The organism is Nocardiopsis akebiae (genome assembly GCF_018316795.1).
In the GTDB taxonomy this organism is placed as follows: Bacteria; Actinomycetota; Actinomycetes; order Streptosporangiales; family Streptosporangiaceae; genus Nocardiopsis; species Nocardiopsis dassonvillei.
In genome coordinates this window covers 4,924,854-4,941,347 of record NZ_CP074132.1, presented here as the reverse complement: position 1 = coordinate 4,941,347, position 16,494 = coordinate 4,924,854, and the positions used below count along the sequence as shown (strand labels likewise).

Genomic DNA, 16,494 nt, shown 5'->3' with positions numbered 1-16,494 from the left:
TGGCCAACACGCGCGAAATGTCCACGGCTTCGCACCCGCCGGTACGCCAGTATTGAGGCGCGAATTTGGTGCGGAGGGTGTGGATGGCGGCGACGACGGCGGTTCCCGGGGCGACCCGGTCCAAGGTGCGCGCGGCGGCGGGCGGACGCGAACGCGCCCTGTGGCGTGAGTGGATCCGCCTGCTGGACCGGCCGCTCACCTCGTACTACCTGATCCTGAGCACCTCGGTCCTGCTCATCGCGCTGGGCCTGATGATGGTGCTGTCCTCCACGATGGTCAACTCCATCGACGAGACCGGCTCGGCCTTCTCGATGTTCCAGCAGCAGCTGGTCTCGGCCGCCCTGGGCCTGCCGCTGATGTTCCTGGCCTCCCACCTGCCCCAGCGGATCTTCCGCCTGGTCGGCTACCCGGCGATGATCGTCTCTGCGGCGCTGCTGCTGCTCACCGTCTTCCAGGGCGTGGAGGTCAACGGCGCCACCCGCTGGCTGGACCTGGGCGGGCTGATCATCCAGCCCTCCGAACCGGCCAAGCTCGCCTTCGCCCTGTGGGGCGCCAACATCCTGGCCCGCAAGGAGGAGCTGCGCGAGCTCACCGAGTGGCGGCACCTGCTCATCCCGCTGCTGCCCGGATGCGGCCTGCTGGTCCTGCTGGTGCTGATGGGCTCCAACCTGTCCACGGGGCTGGTGTTCCTGGTCACCTTCCTCGGGCTGCTGTGGGTGGTCGGCGCGCCCGGAAGGCTGTTCGGGGCCATGTTCGGCCTGGTCCTGGGGCTGGCCGCCATCGCCATCGCCATCGAGCCCTACCGCATGGCGCGCGTCACCTCCTTCCTGGACCCCGAGGCCGACCCGATGGGATCGGGCATGCAGTCGCTGCACAGCCTCTACGCCCTGGGCACCGGGGGGGTCCTCGGCGTCGGCATCGGCGAGAGCCGCGAGAAGTGGGGCTTCCTGCCCTTCGCCGAGTCCGACTTCGTCTTCGCCATCATCGGCGAGGAGTTCGGACTCATCGGCACCCTGCTCATGCTCGTCCTGTTCGGCATGCTCGGCTACGCCGGGATGCGCGTGGCCTTCCGCGTCAAGGAGCCCTTCCCCCGCCTGGCCTCCTTCGCCATCGTCACCTGGATCATGGGCCAGGCCATGATCAACATGGGCGCCGTCATCGGGCTGCTGCCCGTCACCGGCGTCCCGCTGCCCCTGGTCTCCTACGGGGGCTCGTCTCTGGTCACCACCATGGCGGCCCTGGGCGTTCTCCTGGCACTGGCCAAGACCGAGCCGGAGGCGCGCAAGGTGCTGGAGGCCCGGGGTCCCAGCCGGGCGCAAAGGGCTCTAAGCTGGCTGGGCCTGGACAACATCGCCGCCTCGGTGAACAACCTCGGCGGCGCGGCGGCGTCCGGGCGACCCACCACGGCACGCGGCCCGCGCACGGCGGGCGCCCGCGGTGGCAGGACAACGGCCAAGCACAGGAGCGGACCGGTCCCGGCGGGTGACCGGCCAAGGAGGAATCGGCGACGATGAGGGTAGCCCTCGCCGGAGGCGGCACGGCCGGGCATATCGAGCCCGCACTCTCCCTTGCGGACGCGCTGCGGCGCATGGACCCCAGCACGGAGATCCTCTGCCTGGGCACCGAGCGGGGCCTGGAGACCCGCCTCGTGCCCATGCGCGGCTACGAGCTGGGCATCATCCCGGCCGTACCACTGCCGCGCAGGCTCACCCCGCAGCTGCTCAGCGTGCCCGGCAAGCTCGCGGGCGCCCTCAGCGCGGCCGGCGAGCAGCTGGACCGGCTCCAGGCCGACATCCTCGTCGGCTTCGGCGGCTACGTGGCCACGCCCGGCTACCTGGCCGCCCGCCGCAGGCGCATCCCCATCGTCGTCCACGAGGCCAACCCCCTTCCGGGCCTGGCCAACCGGCTGGGCGCGCGCCTGACCCCGCACGTGTTCACCGGCCACCCCCACACCCAGATCCGCAACGGCCGCTTCGTGGGCATCCCGCTGCGCGAGCAGATCACCTCGCTCGACCGGCTGGCCATGGGTGACAAGGCACGCACCTACTTCGGCCTGCGCCACGACCTGCCCACCCTGCTGATCTTCGGCGGCTCCCAGGGCGCCCAGCGCATCAACGAGACCGCCTACGCCGCCCGCGACGCCTTCCGCGACAGCGGCGTCCAGGTGCTGCACGTGGTCGGCCCCAAGAACGCCGACGAGCCCCAGGACCTCACCCAGATGGGCGTCCCCTACGTCGCCGTCCCCTACGTGGACCGCATGGACATGGCCTACGCCGCGGCCGACGTGGCCATGTGCCGCTCCGGGGCGATGACCTGCGCCGAGCTGACCGCCGTCGGCCTGCCCGGCGCGTTCGTGCCGCTGGCCATCGGCAACGGCGAGCAGGCCCTCAACGCCGAGCCCATCGTCCAGGCGGGCGGCGGGATGATGGTCAACAACGCCGACGTCTCCGTCGAGTGGATCACCCAGCAGCTCATCCCGCTGCTCACCGACACCGACCGGGTCGTGGCCATGTCCGAGGCCGCCGCCCGGATGGGCCGCCGCGACGCCGACATGGAGCTGGCGCGCGAGGTCACGGCCATCGCCCGCGGCGACAAACCCACGCCCGACATGCCGGTGTCCGAGGACGACGGCGACGAGGCCTTCTACGACGACGGGAAGGACACCCGATGAGCCTGGTGCGGCCGACCGAGCCGGTGCCCGTGGACAAGCTGGGCCGTACCCACTTCATCGGCCTGGGCGGAGCGGGCATGTCCGGCATCGCCCGCGTGCTGCTCCAGTCGGGGGTCGAGGTCTCGGGCAGTGACGCCCGCGACAGCGACACCCTGCGCGAACTGGAGCAGATGGGCGCCGACGTCCACGTGGGGCACGCGGCGGACAACCTCGGCACGGCGGAGACCCTGGTGGTCTCCTCCGCCATCCGCGAGGACAACCCCGAACTGGTCGAGGCGCGCCGCCGCGGCCTGCGCGTGCTGCCCCGGGCCGCGGCCCTGGGCGCGCTGCTGCTGGGCCGCGAGGGCGTCGCCGTCTCGGGCACCCACGGCAAGACCACCACCACGTCCATGGTCGCGGTGGTGCTCCAGCACGTGGGCGCCGACCCCGGATACGTCATCGGCGGCAAGCTGGTCACCACCGGCCTGGGCGCCGACGCCGGCATCGGCGGGGTCATCGCGGTGGAGGCCGACGAGAGCGACGGCTCCTTCCTCATGCTCTCGCCCAAGATCGCCGTGGTCACCAACGTCGAGGCCGACCACCTGGACAACTACAGCGGCATCGAGGAGATCCACGCCAACTTCGCCTCGTTCGTAGACCGGGTCGAGCGCACGCTCGTCGTGGGCGTGGACGACCCCGGCGCCCGCCGGGTGGCCGAGCTGGCCCGCGAACGCGGCAAGCGGGTGCTCACCTACGGCGAGGCCGAGGACGCCGACTACCGCGTCACCCGGGTGCGCGCCCGCGGCTTCACCACCGAGTTCACCATCCGCACCGCGGACGGCGAGCCCGTGGACGGCCAGCTCGCCGTGCCGGGCCGCCACAACGTGCTCAACGCGGCCGCGGCCGTCGCGGTCGCCGACGAGCTGGGCCACGACCTGGAGGTGGCGGTCGAGGGCATCGCCGACTTCGCCGGGGCCGCGCGCCGCTTCGAGCCCAAGGGCGAGGCCGGGGGAGTGGCCGTCTACGACAGCTACGCCCACCACCCCACCGAGATCGAGGCCGACCTGCGCGCGACGCGGGCGGCCCTGGAGTCCCTGGCCGAGGAGACGCGCGAGGACGGCCGGGAGCACGCCGGGGGCCGGGTCCTCGCCCTGTTCCAGCCGCACCTGTACAGCCGCACCCGCATCTTCGCCGAGGAGTTCGCCGCCGCGCTGGGCCTGGCCGACGAGGTCGTGGTCACCGAGGTCTACGCCGCCCGCGAGGACCCCGAGCCCGGGGTCACCGCGGAGCTGATCACCTCCCGTGTCGTGCACGACCGCGTGTGGTACGTGCCCGGCCGCGACGACGCCGTACTACGGGTGGCCGAGCTGGCCCGCCCCGGTGACATCGTGCTCACCATGGGCGCGGGCGACGTCACCGAGCTGGGTCCGCGCATCGTCGAGGCGCTCGCCCGGAGGGCCGACGGCATCGGGGGCTGAGGCCGCAACGGCCAGCGGTGGGAAAGCGGTCGCGCAGACACAGGGAAGGGGCGCAGGTGGTCGCTGAGCAGGAGGAGGCGACTGGGCACGCGGTTCCGCGCAAGCGGTCCGACCCCTGGAAGTTCGCCTTCGTGGCGCTGCTGGTGGTCGCCCTGGTCTGCGTTGCCGCCTGGCTGCTGCTCGGCTCCCGCCTGCTCGTGGTGCGCGACGTCGCGGTCACCGGCCTGGAGCGGACCCCCTCCGAGGAGGTGGTCGCGGCCCTGGGCGTGCCCACCGGGACACCCCTGGTCAGGGTCGACCTGGACCGGAGCGAGGAGCGCGCCGAGGCGCTGCCGCTGGTGGAGTCGGCCACGGTCACCCGCGGCTGGCCCGCAACCCTGGAGGTCGAGGTGGTCGAACGCCAACCGCTGCTGGCCGTCCGGGCGGGTGAGGACTACCGGCTGATCGACGCCGACGGCGTGCGCATCGAGGACGCGCCGAGTCCGCCCGACGCCTACCCGCTGGTCCGCGTGACCGGGGAGGTCGAGGGCAACGAGGCCGTCGCCGCCGCCGCGGACATCGTCGAACGGGCACCGGACTCCCTCCTCTCCCGGATCCGCCTCATCGACGCCACCGACCCCGAGGCGATCGCGATCGAACTCGCCGAGGACGCCCGCGTCGAGTGGGGCTCGCCCGAGGAGACCGCGCGCAAGAGCGACGTCCTGCGGGTGCTCATCGGCGAGCACCCGCCGCAGGAGGAACGCGTCTACGACGTGTCCGCGCCCGACCTCGCCGTGGTGAGGTGAAGCGTTCCCAGACACAGGACGGGCGAAGGCGCGGCGGCGGGGGCCGCTCCGCCGAGCGGCACGCGCGCGGGCGGGCCGGGGGACCCCGGCGGCACGCCCGGGCGGTCCGCGCGGACATTCCAGACGCGACGCGCCGAGGGCGCACATCGCTTCCCCGTGGCGTGCGCCGTTAGGCTGAACTCGTCATCGGTTGCCCGTGGTCGGCGGTCCGCTTACTGTCGGGAAACACAACCGAAGGTCAACAAAGCACCAGAACAGGCTTTTCGGGTACGCGGGAACCGTTCCGCCTCACGGCGGACCGCACCAGCCCTTCCCGGGCGGGTGGACGGAGGTTCCGGCGGTCCGGGGTCCCCCGGTCACGGCGTCGTGGACGACCCGTCGGGGAACCCGAAACGCACACTGTAGAACCGGATGCCGGACCAACGGCGCCTCCGGTGGCACACAGCCACCGGGCGCGGTGGCGGAACGGCGTAAGCGAGCGGAAAGGCCCCTCGTCGTGGCAGCACCGCAGAACTACCTCGCGGTCATCAAAGTCGTCGGCATCGGCGGCGGCGGTGTCAACGCCGTCAACCGAATGATCGAAGAGGGGCTCAAGGGCGTCGAGTTCATCGCCATCAACACTGACGCCCAGGCGCTGCTGATGAGTGACGCAGACGTCAAGCTGGACGTCGGGCGCGAACTCACCCGCGGCCTCGGAGCCGGCGCCAACCCCGATGTCGGCCGCAAGGCCGCCGAGGACCACCGGGAGGAGATCGAGGAGGTCCTCAAGGGGGCCGACATGGTCTTCGTCACCGCCGGTGAGGGCGGCGGCACCGGAACCGGGGGCGCCCCGGTCGTGGCCAACATCGCCCGCTCCCTGGGCGCCCTGACCATCGGCGTGGTCACCCGACCCTTCGGGTTCGAGGGCAAGAGGCGGGCCACCCAGGCCGAATCGGGGATAGCGATGCTCCGCGAGGAGGTCGACACCCTCATCGTGATCCCCAACGACCGGCTGCTGTCCATCTCCGACCGCCAGGTCAGCGTGTTGGACGCCTTCAAGGCCGCCGACCAGGTACTCCTGTCCGGTGTGCAGGGCATCACCGACCTGATCACCACGCCGGGACTGATCAACCTGGACTTCGCCGACGTCAAGTCGGTCATGTCCGGGGCGGGATCGGCGCTCATGGGCATCGGGTCGGCGCGCGGGGACGACCGGGCCGTCGCGGCGGCGGAGATGGCGATCTCCTCACCACTGCTGGAAGCGAGTATCGACGGGGCCCACGGCGTGCTGCTGTCCATCCAGGGCGGATCCGACCTGGGGCTCTTCGAGATCAACGAGGCGGCACAGCTCGTCGCGAACTCGGCGGCGCCCGAGGCCAACATCATCTTCGGCGCCGTCATCGACGACGCCCTGGGCGACGAGGTGAGGGTCACCGTCATCGCGGCCGGCTTCGACGAGCCGGAGGGAGTGATCCCGGTGGTGCGGGAGCGCCAGCCGGTGGACCCTCCTGAGGCCGCCGCCCCCAAGGCAGGCATCACGTCCGGCAGGGAGGAGAGGACCGCTCCGGCGGCGCCCGCCTCCGCGGACGCGAGCGGGGCGTCGGCCGCCAACATGCCGTGGATCACACCGTCCCGTCCGGCAGAGCCCGCTCCGGAGCCGCAGTGGACGCCGCCGGTGTCCCAGGCCCCGCCGGTCCAGCAGCCGGTCGAGGCCGAGCCCGTGCAGCAGGAGCACTACACCCAGGCCGCTCCGGCCGAACCGGGCCCCGCGCAGCAGACCCCGCCCCACGGCACGTCCGCCTTCCAGGCGGAGGCCGAGCCCGCCGAACCGGTCCGCGCCGAGGAGCCCGCTGCGGTCGAGGAGGAGCCCGCGCCGCGTGAGGGAGGCCACACGGGCCACATCCACGCCGTCTCGGACGCCACCGCCGAGCGGCGCGGGGACGTGCCCACGCCCCGGCGTCGGGTCATCTTCGACGACCCCGACGACCTCGACGTCCCGGAGTTCCTGAAGTAGCTCCGACCCCGGCCCGCGGGCCGGGGTCGTCGCCGCTTCCGGGTCGGTGTCCGCCCAGCCGGTGGCGGTTCGGGCGGTGGTAGTGTCCTGGACCGGGGGGACGGCGAGACGGTCCCCGCGGGAGTCCGCTCCCGCGAGGGTGCCGCGCCGGAGCCGGAACACGGCCGGTACCGGCCACCGGCCCCGAACGCCCTCCGGGCGACGCGGCCCGGGGTTCCCCTCCGGCAGGAGCGGGGAGGAAACACCACCGGATGAGCAACGTCGTCGACCTGGGCCACGGGGTCCGCGCGGCCGTCACCGAACGGCACGGGGGAGTGAGCGCCCCGCCCTACGACTCGCTCAACATGGGCCTGGGCTCGGGGGACGAACGCGAGGCGGTGCTAGCCAACCGCAAGATCGCCGCCCGCGACCTGGGGTTCGACGTCGACCGGGTCGTGTGGATGGACCAGGTGCACAGCGCCGACGTCCTCGTGGCCACCGGCCCCGGGGGCGCGGGCACCTGCGACGGGGTGGTCACCACCCGCTCCGACCTGGTCCTGGCCTCGATGGCCGCCGACTGCCTGCCGGTCCTGGCCGCCGACGCCGGGGCGGGCGTCCTGGGCGCCGCGCACTCCGGCCGACTGGGCACCGCGAACGGTGTGGCCGCCAACCTGGTCGCGGCGATGGCCGACCAGGGCGCCCGCGCCGACCGGATCACCGTCTTCCTGGGCCCCGCCATCTGCGGCGCGTGCTACGAGGTCCCGCCGCACGTGCGCGACGAGACCGCGCGCGGGGTGCCCGAGGCCGCCTGCACCACGAGCCGGGGCACCGCCGGGGTGGACATGCGCGCCGCGGTCACAGCCCAGCTGCGCCGGGCGGGCGTCACCGACGTCCGGGCCGACGGCCGCTGCACCCTGGAGAGCCCCGAACTCTTCTCCCACCGCGGCCAGGCGCCGACCGGCAGGTTCGCCGCCTTCCTCTGGCGCGTCTGAACGTCGCACCCGGCCGCCAGGATGGTGGCGTGGAACCACCCGGGCGGCCCGGTTCCCCCCTCCCGCGGCGTGCGCGGCACCCGCGCCACCCCCGGTCGGGCCCGCTCCCGGCCCCCGTTTCGCGCGCGGTTCCGACGGGCCCGGTGTCCCCGGGGTCCGGGGCGCACGGGGCGAGGGGGTGTAGGAAGAACAGCGAGTGGGATCCGTCCCAGGGAGAGAAGGAGCACCGTGACACACGCAGACCCGGCTCGCGTCGAGCAGGTCCGCGCCAACCTCGCCGCCGTGCGGGCCCGGATCGAGGCGGCCTGCGCCAGGGCCGACCGCAGCCCGGACGAGGTGTCGCTGGTCGCCGTCACCAAGACACACCCGGCCTCCGATGTGCGGATTCTCGCCTCACTCGGGGTGACCGACGTGGGCGAGAACCGCGACCAGGAGGCGGCGCCCAAGGCCGCCGAGACCGCAGACCTCGGCCTGACCTGGCACTTCGTGGGCCAGTTGCAGACCAACAAGGCGCGCTCTGTGGCCTCCTACGCCGACGTCGTGCACTCGGTGGACCGCGCCAGGCTGGCCCGGGCGCTGGGCGAGCGCGCCGCCGCGGCCGGACGGAGTCTGACCTGCCTGGTCCAGGTCAACCTCGACGAGGATTCGCGGGCCGGGGTGATCGGTCCGCGCGGGGGAGTCGATCCCGGGGACGCGCCCGAACTCGCCGAGCGGATCGAGGAGCACGAGGCGCTCGCGCTGGGCGGGGTCATGGCGGTCGCCCCCCGCGAGGGCGACCCCTCGGCCGCCTTCGCGCGTCTGCAGGAGGTCGCGGCCCGCATCCGCGATCGCTATCCTCGGGCGACGGTGGTGTCCGCGGGTATGAGCGGGGACCTGGAGGCGGCGGTCGCGCGAGGCGCGACACACCTGCGACTCGGTACGGCGTTGCTCGGCAACCGGGGACCGATCGTGGGGTAATGTCCCCACATAGACCTTGGAACCCGTCTGTGGAGTTCGCCCGAATGGACGCTCTCCCCGAGAGCGGACGGGACAGTACGGAGGAGTCGGCTGCGGTGAAGGCCGCGGGGACGACGGAGGACATGAGATGGCCGGCGCGATGCGCAAGATGGCGGTCTACCTCGGCCTCGTGGAGGACGACCGTTACGATCACCGCTATGCGGACGAATATGATGAGTTCGACGATTTCGACGAGGGGGTGGAGGAGCAGCGTGAACGCGACGCTGACGCCCCGCCCGGCGAGGAAGCGCGAGGCGACGTGATGGACACCGGCGGTTACCTGGGCTCAGGTCGCGGTGGCACGACCGCGACCGCCTCCACCGCCGACCTCGCGCGGATCACCACGCTCCATCCGCGTACCTACAACGAGGCGCGTACCATCGGAGAGCACTTCCGAGAGGGTACACCGGTGATCATGAACCTGACCGAGATGGTCGACAGCGACGCCAAGCGTCTGGTCGACTTCGCGGCTGGTCTGATCTTCGGTCTGCATGGCAGTATCGAACGCGTCACCAACAAGGTGTTCCTGCTGTCCCCGGCCAACGTCGAGGTGACCGCCGAGGACAAGGCGCGGATCGCCGAGCGAGGGTTCTTCAATCAGAGCTAGAACATCACATTTGTCCAGAGATTGGGTCGAGGAACGACCGTGAGTACCATCCTGTCCGTGCTGATCATCATCCTGCAGCTGTTTGTCTTCGTGCTGCTGGCCAGGGTGATCCTGGAGATGGTGCAGTCCTTCTCCAGATCGTGGCGCCCCACGGGGTTCGTGCTCGTGATCGCCGAGATCGTGTACACGATCACCGACCCGCCACTGAGGTTCCTGCGTCGGTTCATCAAGCCCGTACGCCTGGGGAGCATCGCGCTCGACCTGAGCGTCCTGGTGCTCTTCTTCGGCGTCTACATCTTGATCGCACTGCTCGGGAGCTTCGCCTAGCAGGAGAGTAGACGTAGGCGGAAGGAACCGCCCCGGATTCCGCTATGTGGTCTTGGTCATGATCTGGATTGCCGTAAGGTCACGATCATGTAGCGTCCCTACGGACAGACTCCAAGCGCGCCAAGGAGACGAACATGCCGCTGACACCCGCCGATGTGCGGAACAAGCAGTTCAGTACCACCCGGCTCCGACCGGGATACGACGAAGAAGAGGTCGACGCCTTTCTCGATGAGGTCGAGTCCGAGCTCGACCGCCTGATCCAGGAGAACGAGGAACTGCGCGGCAAGCTGGCCGAGTGCCTGCGGGGCAAGGTGCCCAACGCCGGCATGCAGGACTTCCAGCAGCAGGACCAGGCGCCCGAGCCGCAGCAGCACGAGCAGATGCGTCCCGAGCCGGTCCAGCCCCCGCAGGCCGTCGAGCCCCAGCCCCCGGTCCAGCAGCAGCAGATGCAGATGGCCGGCCCCGGCATGGGCATGGGCGGCGAGGAGAACATGGACACGGCCGCCCGTGTCCTGGCCCTCGCGCAGCAGACCGCCGACCAGGCGATCTCCGACGCCCGCCGCGAGGCCGACGAGACCCTCGGCCGCGCCCGCCACGAGTCCGAGGACATCCTCGGCAAGGCCCGCCGCCAGGCCGACCAGATCATCGGTGAGGCCCGCGCCCGTTCCGAGAACCTCGACCGCGACGCGCAGGAGCGCCACCGCCAGGTCATGGGCAGCCTCGTCCAGCAGCGCGAGGAGCTGGAGCACAAGGTCAACGTGCTCAAGGACTTCGAGCGTGAGTACCGCAGCCGCCTCAAGGACTACTTCGAGCGCCAGCTGCGCGAGCTCAAGAGCGAGGAGGAGAAGGCCCAGGAGCTGAACAACCCGAACACCACGGGCGGCTTCCAGACCATGGCTCCGCAGACCGGCGCCACGCCCTCGCTCCAGCACGGCCCCACGGGCAACCCGTTCGGGCAGCCCGAGCCGGCCCAGCACGGCGGGTTCCACCCGGGCGAGCCGCACGAGCGTCGCTGATCAGCACGGCGTCTGCTCGAACAACTGAAGACTCCGGCACAACACGTGTAAAGGTCCTGGTCGACCCGTGATCCTTAGCATCCTCGCAACCGTGGCGGTGCTGACGGCCATAGCCGTCATCGTGGCCGCCCTGGTGTTCGCCGAGACCGTCCTGGTGTACGTCGCACTGGGACTGGCGGGCGTCAGCGTCCTCCTCCTACTGGGGGCGCTGCTCCAGGGAAGGTCCGGCGGCGGGGGCAGACCGGATCGGACGGACGGTTTGGGGAAGGCGTCCGTCCCCGTCATGGCCGCCACGGCGGCATCGGCGGTGCCCATCGCGCACGTGGAGTCGGAGAACCCTGGGCGCGTACCCGCACCGGTCGCCGAACCGGTGCGGGAGCCCCACGTCCCGGAGCGGCCCGCCTGGCCGACTCCGGCCGCGGAGGACTCCGGCCACGGAGAACCCGAGTACGACGTCCCCCGCTGGCAGACCCCCACGGCCCACGACTGGCCGGAACCGGACACGGCGGCGCACGACGCCGCCCCCTCCGCTCCCCCCGCCGGGCCGAGCCCCTCCTGGGCGGCCTCGGAGCAGGAACCGCAGCTCCGCGCCCCGGCGCCCTGGGAGAGCGGAACCGACACCGCCGACACCGCCGCGGGGGCGGAGCGGGACGAGCCGAGCGGTACCGGCGCCGAGGACGGACCCGACACGGGGGACACCGGCGAGCGCACCGCGGCCGCCTCCGGTCCTGACTTCACCTATGACATTCCCGGTCGCGTGCCCCCGGCCGATGACGGTTCCTCCGCAGAGGACCGCTCCCCGTCCGGAGAGGACGGCGCCCCCGACGAGGACGATGAGCGGGAGCGGGGCGGCTCCGTGTTCGCCTCCGAGGAGCCCTTCGTCTACAGCATCCCCCGCCCGGCGCGGGCCGTGGAGGAGAGCTTCCCCGAAGGCGGGGACGACGATTCCGCGGGCGGGGACCGGGAGGCGTCCTCCTTCGCCTACGACGCTCCCGGAAACGGGGACCAGGACGGCGACGAGGACGGCGGTCAGGCGGCCGACGCCTCGGACAGGGCCTCGCTCTCCTACGACGTCCCCGATCGGGCGGCCACGGAGGAGACCGTCGAGGAGGACGCCTTCGCGGACGACGGCGACGACGGGGACCGTCCCGCCGAGGAGGAGACCGGGGTCTTCGCCTACGACCTTCCCGGCGCGTCCACCGCCGAGGACGACTCCTCATACGGTGACGAGTCCCGGAACGCGGTGGAAGAGGACGTCCACGACGCGCCCGCCACGGACGCCCCCGAGAAGCGTGACGCGGAGGAGCGCGACTCCGCTGAGCCCGGTGAGGACACGGCCACCGCCGGGGCTGACGGGGCTTCCGAGCCCGACGAGGCCTCCGTACCCGCCGCTGGCCACGATGACGCCCCGCAGGGCCAGCAGTCGCACGACACGGAGCGGCTGGAGGAACCGGACGAGGACTCCGACCCCGCCGACGACGCGGAGCACGCAGAGGACGCACCGCGGGCGCACGCCTCGGAGCAGGGCCCGGCCGGACCCGCTGCGGAGGGGGAGGACCCGGAGACGGCCGCCCTCCCGGTGGTCTCCGCGGACTCCGAGCCTGAGGAGCACGCCCCCGGCGGCGACCGCGACGACGCCCGGACCGGTGACGAGGACGCCGACGACTCCGACGGGCGAGGGGACGGCGGCGCCTTCTCCTACCGCATCCCCCGTGGCGCGGACGAGGAGGACGGGACGCGGGCCGAGGACGCCCAGGCCGACGCCGAACCCGACCAGCAGACCACCGGGGAGGACGGCTCCGACGCCCGTGCGGACCGCCCCGCCGACCGTTCCGGGGACGGGCCGGACGAGGACGCGGTGCGGGGCGCCGCCGACCGCGCCTCGGGCGACGACGCCGCCGACACCAAGCGCTGAGACCCGACGAGGGCGCCGCTCACCCGAGCGGCGCCCTCGCGTGTTGAGGGCCGGGTCCGGCGCGGACCGGTTACCGGACCGCGCGGCGGCGTTCTCGCACGGGGCCCGGTGCCGGTGCGGACCGGGGCTGCCCGAAACCAGCGGTGCGGCGCCCGCGCGCGTCGGACTTCCTCCCGGGAGCGGAGGAGGGCCGCCAAGGGTCCCAGCGGCGGACCGGTCCGACAAGCGGCGCCTAAGGTGTTGCCTCTGCGGCTCGGCCGCCCGGACGTCCGGGCGGTCACCGCGGCGCGCGCACCCGCCGCCGTGGAACGGGAGCGGCCCGGTCCGCCCGCCGACGGCGGGCGGACCGGGCCGCTCCGGCCACTGCCTCCGGTCAGGCCTTGCGGAACCCGAAGGTCACGCCGAACTCCTCCGAGGACGCGGTGTGCAGCTCCCGGCCCGGCTCACCGGCGACGAACACGTCGGCCAGCACCTCGGCGGCGATCGTCCGACCGTGCTCGGCCAGCGCCAGCTCGGTCGCCTCGTCCGTGACCGTCCACCACACCTCGATGCGGTCCGACACCTCCAGTCCGCTCCGCTTGCGGGCCTCCTGGAGCATCCGGACCATCTCGCGGGCAAGGCCCGCGCGGCGCAGCTCCGGTGTGAGCTCCAGGTCCAGGGCGACGGTCTCGCCCGCCTCCGAGGCCACCGCCCAGCCCTCGCGGGGCTGCTCGGTCACCAGCAGCTCGTCGGCGCTCACCTCCACCGGCTCGTCCTCGACGTGCACCCGCGCCCAGCCGGTGGCGCGCACCCGCCGCACCAGTTCGGCCGGGTCGGCGGCCTGGACGGCCTTGGCCACCAGCGGGGTGCGCTTGGCGAACCGCTTGCCCAGCGCACGGAAGTTCGGCTTCACGGTGAAGTCCACCAGGTCGCCGCCCACCGAGGACAGCGAGTCCAGGGAGGCCACGTTCAGCTCGTCCGCGATCTGTCCGCGCAGCTGCTCGGGCAGGTCCGCGAAGCCCGGGGCGCCCACCAGGGCGCGGGCCAGCGGCTGGCGGGTGCGCACGGCCGAGTCCACCCGGGCGGAGCGGCCCAGCTCCACCAGACGGCGGGTCAGCGCCATGTTCCGGGACAGCTCGGGGTCGATCAGGTCCTCGCGCACCTCGGGCCAGGACGCCAGGTGCACCGAGTCCGGGGCGCCCGGACGGCGCAGCGCCGACCACACGTGGTCGGTCAGGAACGGCACGATCGGCGCCATCAGCAGGGTGACGGTCTCCAGGGCCTCGAAGAGCGTCGCGAACGCCGCGGCGCCCTCGGGGGTGGCGGCCCCGCCCCAGAACCGGCGGCGGGAGCGGCGCACGTACCAGTTGGACACGTCGTCCACGAACGCGGTCAGGCGGCGCCCGGCGGCCGTCGTGTCGAAGGTGTCCATCGCCTCGGTGACGTCGCGGACGACCTCGTTCAGCTCCGAGAGCAGCCACCGGTCCAGCAGCGGCCGGTCGTGCGGCGCGGGCGCCGAGTCCAGCAGCGCGTGGTCCCAGCCCTCACCGGCGTTGGCGTACAGGGTGAAGAACGACACGGTGCTGTGGTAGGTCAGCAGCACCTTGCGGACGATCTCCTCCAGGGCGGCGTGGCCCACCCGGCGGGCGGTCCACGGCGAGCCGCTGGCCAGCATGAACCAGCGCAGGGCGTCCGCGCCGTGCTGGTCCATCACCGCGATGGGCTCCATGACGTTGCCCAGGTGCTTGCTCATCTTGCGGCCGTCCTCGGCGAGGATGTGGCCGAGCACGACCACGTTCTCGAACGAGTTGCGGCCGAACACCAGGGTGCTCACCGCCAGCAGCGAGTAGAACCAGCCGCGGGTCTGGTCGATGGCCTCGGAGATGTACTGCGCCGGGAAGTTCTCCCGGAAGGTCTCCTCGTTCTGGTGCGGGGCGCCCCACTGGGCGAAGGGCATGGATCCGGAGTCGAACCAGGCGTCGATGACCTCGGGGACGCGGCGGGCCACCCGCTCCTCCTCGGGCAGGGAGGGGTCGGCGTCCGGGTCGGGGATGACGATGTCGTCGACGTAGGGGCGGTGCGGGTCCAGGGAGGACAGGTCCCGCCCGCTGAGGCGGCCCAGCTCCTCCAGGGAGCCCACGCAGATCTGTCGCCCGTCGGGGAACTCCCAGATCGGCAGCGGGGTGCCCCAGTAGCGGTTGCGTGAGAGCGCCCAGTCGACGTTCCCGCGCAGCCACTCGCCGAAGCGGCCCTCCTTGACGTTCTCGGGCACCCAGTGGGTGGCCTGGTTCTGCGCGATGAGCTCGTCCTTGACCGCGGTGGTGCGGATGTACCAGGACGGCACCGCGTAGTACAGCAGCGCCGTGTGGCAGCGCCAGCAGTGCGGGTAGGAGTGCTCGTAGCTGACGTGGCGGAAGAGCAGGCCGCGGTCGCGCAGGTCGCGCACCAGCGTCTTGTCGGCCTCCTTGAAGAACACCCCGCCCACCAGCGGCAGGTCGGCCTCGAAGGTGCCGTCGGGGCGGACCGGGTTGACCACGGGCAGGCCGTAGGCGCGGCACACCACCATGTCGTCGGCGCCGAAGGCGGGGGACTGGTGCACCAGGCCGGTGCCGTCCTCGACCGTGACGTAGTCGGCGAGCACGACGTAGTGGGCGGGCTCGTCGAAGGGCACCAGGTCGAAGGGGCGCTCGTAGGTCCAGCGCTCCATCTCGTCGCCCTCGAAGCTCTCGCCGGTGAGCTGCCAGCCCTCGCCGAGGACCTTCTCGAACAGCGGGCGCGCCACGACCAGGCGCTCCTGGCCGTCGGTGGCCACCACGTACTCCACGTCCGGGTGCACGGCCACGGCGGTGTTGGAGACCAGCGTCCAGGGGGTGGTCGTCCACACCAGCAGCGAGGTGGGGTGCTCGGCGGCGGCCAGCGGGCCCGAGGTCACCGGGAAGCGCACGTACACCGACGGGTCGGTGACGGTCTCGTACCCCTGGGCGAGCTCGTGGTCGGACAGCGTGGTGCCGCAGCGCGGGCAGTAGGGGCTGATCCGGTAGTCGCGGACCAGCAGCCCCTTGTCCCAGATCTGCTTGAGCGCCCACCAGACCGACTCCACGTACTGGGGGTCCATGGTGCGGTAGGCGTCGTCCATGTTGACCCAGTAGCCCATGCGCTCGGTCATGGAGGTGAAGGCGTCCACGTTGCGCAGGACGGACTCGCGGCAGCGGTCGTTGAACTCGGCGATGCCGAAGGACTCGATGTCCTTCTTGCCGGACAGGCCCAGCTCCTTCTCCACGGCGACCTCGACGGGCAGGCCGTGGCAGTCCCAGCCCGCCTTGCGGTCCACGTGGTAGCCGCGCATGGTGCGAAAGCGCGGGAAGACGTCCTTGAAGGCGCGGGCCTCGACGTGGTGCACGCCGGGCTGGCCGTTGGCGGTGGGCGGGCCCTCGTAGAAGACCCAGTTGGGGCCGCCGCGGGTCTGGTCGAGCGAGCGCTGGAAGACGTTCTCCTTCGACCAGCGGCCGAGGATCTCGCGCTCCATGGCGGGCAGGTCGATCTGCGCGGGCAGCTGGGGCAGCGCGCGGGATTCGGGCCGGGGGTCGTTGGCCACCGTCGTACCTTTCCATCAGGTGTGTTCCTGACGGAGGGACGAGGCGTGCGGCCCCGCGGTACCACCCTCCTTGGACCGCGGCCGTGCCGCTGGGCGGCGGGCGGCGGATCCCTCTTCGTTGCGCTGTGCCGGTTCTACTGGGACGCGGCGCGTCCGTTCCTCCGGCGGCTCCGGGGTGATCT

12 protein-coding genes are annotated in these 16,494 nt (G+C 72.4%); 11 read left to right on the top strand and 1 reads right to left on the bottom strand.

Going from position 1 to position 16,494, the window contains the following annotated elements; all coding sequences use genetic code 11:
- Positions 1 to 83 precede the first annotated feature (83 nt).
- The 11 genes from ftsW to KGD83_RS21095 all read left to right on the top strand — a co-directional run bounded on the left by ftsW (position 84) and on the right by KGD83_RS21095 (position 12,738).
- Positions 84 to 1,514 carry a putative lipid II flippase FtsW gene (gene ftsW / locus KGD83_RS21145; protein WP_212640822.1) on the top strand — a complete coding sequence of 477 codons (1,431 nt, stop codon included), beginning with the start codon at positions 84 to 86 and terminating at the stop codon, positions 1,512 to 1,514.
- Positions 1,511 to 2,671, top strand: coding sequence for an undecaprenyldiphospho-muramoylpentapeptide beta-N-acetylglucosaminyltransferase (gene murG, locus KGD83_RS21140; protein ID WP_212640821.1), 1,161 nt, complete (start codon positions 1,511 to 1,513; stop codon positions 2,669 to 2,671). The genes ftsW and murG overlap by 4 nt, the downstream gene beginning before the upstream one ends.
- On the top strand, positions 2,668 to 4,128 hold the full coding sequence (gene murC, locus KGD83_RS21135; RefSeq protein ID WP_212640820.1) for a UDP-N-acetylmuramate--L-alanine ligase: 1,461 nt from the start codon (positions 2,668 to 2,670) through the stop codon (positions 4,126 to 4,128). Before murG ends, murC begins: the two co-directional genes overlap by 4 nt.
- A gap of 56 nt (positions 4,129 to 4,184) precedes the next feature.
- Positions 4,185 to 4,913, top strand: coding sequence for a cell division protein FtsQ/DivIB (locus KGD83_RS21130; RefSeq protein ID WP_212640819.1), 729 nt, complete (start codon positions 4,185 to 4,187; stop codon positions 4,911 to 4,913).
- A gap of 496 nt (positions 4,914 to 5,409) precedes the next feature.
- A complete protein-coding gene (gene ftsZ, locus KGD83_RS21125) occupies positions 5,410 to 6,906 on the top strand; it encodes a cell division protein FtsZ (protein WP_212640818.1) in 1,497 nt (498 codons plus the stop codon).
- Positions 6,907 to 7,157: 251 nt separating this feature from the next.
- Positions 7,158 to 7,877: a peptidoglycan editing factor PgeF gene (pgeF, locus tag KGD83_RS21120; RefSeq protein ID WP_212640817.1), complete on the top strand. Its 720-nt coding sequence runs from the start codon at positions 7,158 to 7,160 to the stop codon at positions 7,875 to 7,877.
- A gap of 228 nt (positions 7,878 to 8,105) precedes the next feature.
- Positions 8,106 to 8,834: a YggS family pyridoxal phosphate-dependent enzyme gene (locus KGD83_RS21115; protein WP_212640816.1), complete on the top strand. Its 729-nt coding sequence runs from the start codon at positions 8,106 to 8,108 to the stop codon at positions 8,832 to 8,834.
- 127 nt (positions 8,835 to 8,961) lie between these two features.
- Positions 8,962 to 9,480: a cell division protein SepF gene (locus KGD83_RS21110; RefSeq protein WP_013151954.1), complete on the top strand. Its 519-nt coding sequence runs from the start codon at positions 8,962 to 8,964 to the stop codon at positions 9,478 to 9,480.
- A 39-nt stretch (positions 9,481 to 9,519) separates the two neighbouring features.
- A complete protein-coding gene (locus KGD83_RS21105; protein WP_212640815.1) occupies positions 9,520 to 9,807 on the top strand; it encodes a YggT family protein in 288 nt (95 codons plus the stop codon).
- 134 nt (positions 9,808 to 9,941) lie between these two features.
- Positions 9,942 to 10,823, top strand: a complete 882-nt coding sequence (locus KGD83_RS21100; protein WP_047869230.1) for a DivIVA domain-containing protein — start codon at positions 9,942 to 9,944, stop codon at positions 10,821 to 10,823.
- Between the two features lie 91 nt (positions 10,824 to 10,914).
- Positions 10,915 to 12,738 (top strand): AAA family ATPase, encoded by a 1,824-nt coding sequence (locus tag KGD83_RS21095; RefSeq protein WP_249351986.1) that lies wholly within the window; start codon positions 10,915 to 10,917, stop codon positions 12,736 to 12,738.
- 373 nt (positions 12,739 to 13,111) lie between these two features.
- Here KGD83_RS21095 and ileS read toward each other — a convergent pair whose 3' ends face one another.
- Positions 13,112 to 16,312 (bottom strand): isoleucine--tRNA ligase, encoded by a 3,201-nt coding sequence (gene ileS, locus KGD83_RS21090; RefSeq protein WP_212640813.1) that lies wholly within the window; start codon positions 16,310 to 16,312, stop codon positions 13,112 to 13,114.
- Between the last annotated feature and the right edge of the window lie 182 nt (positions 16,313 to 16,494).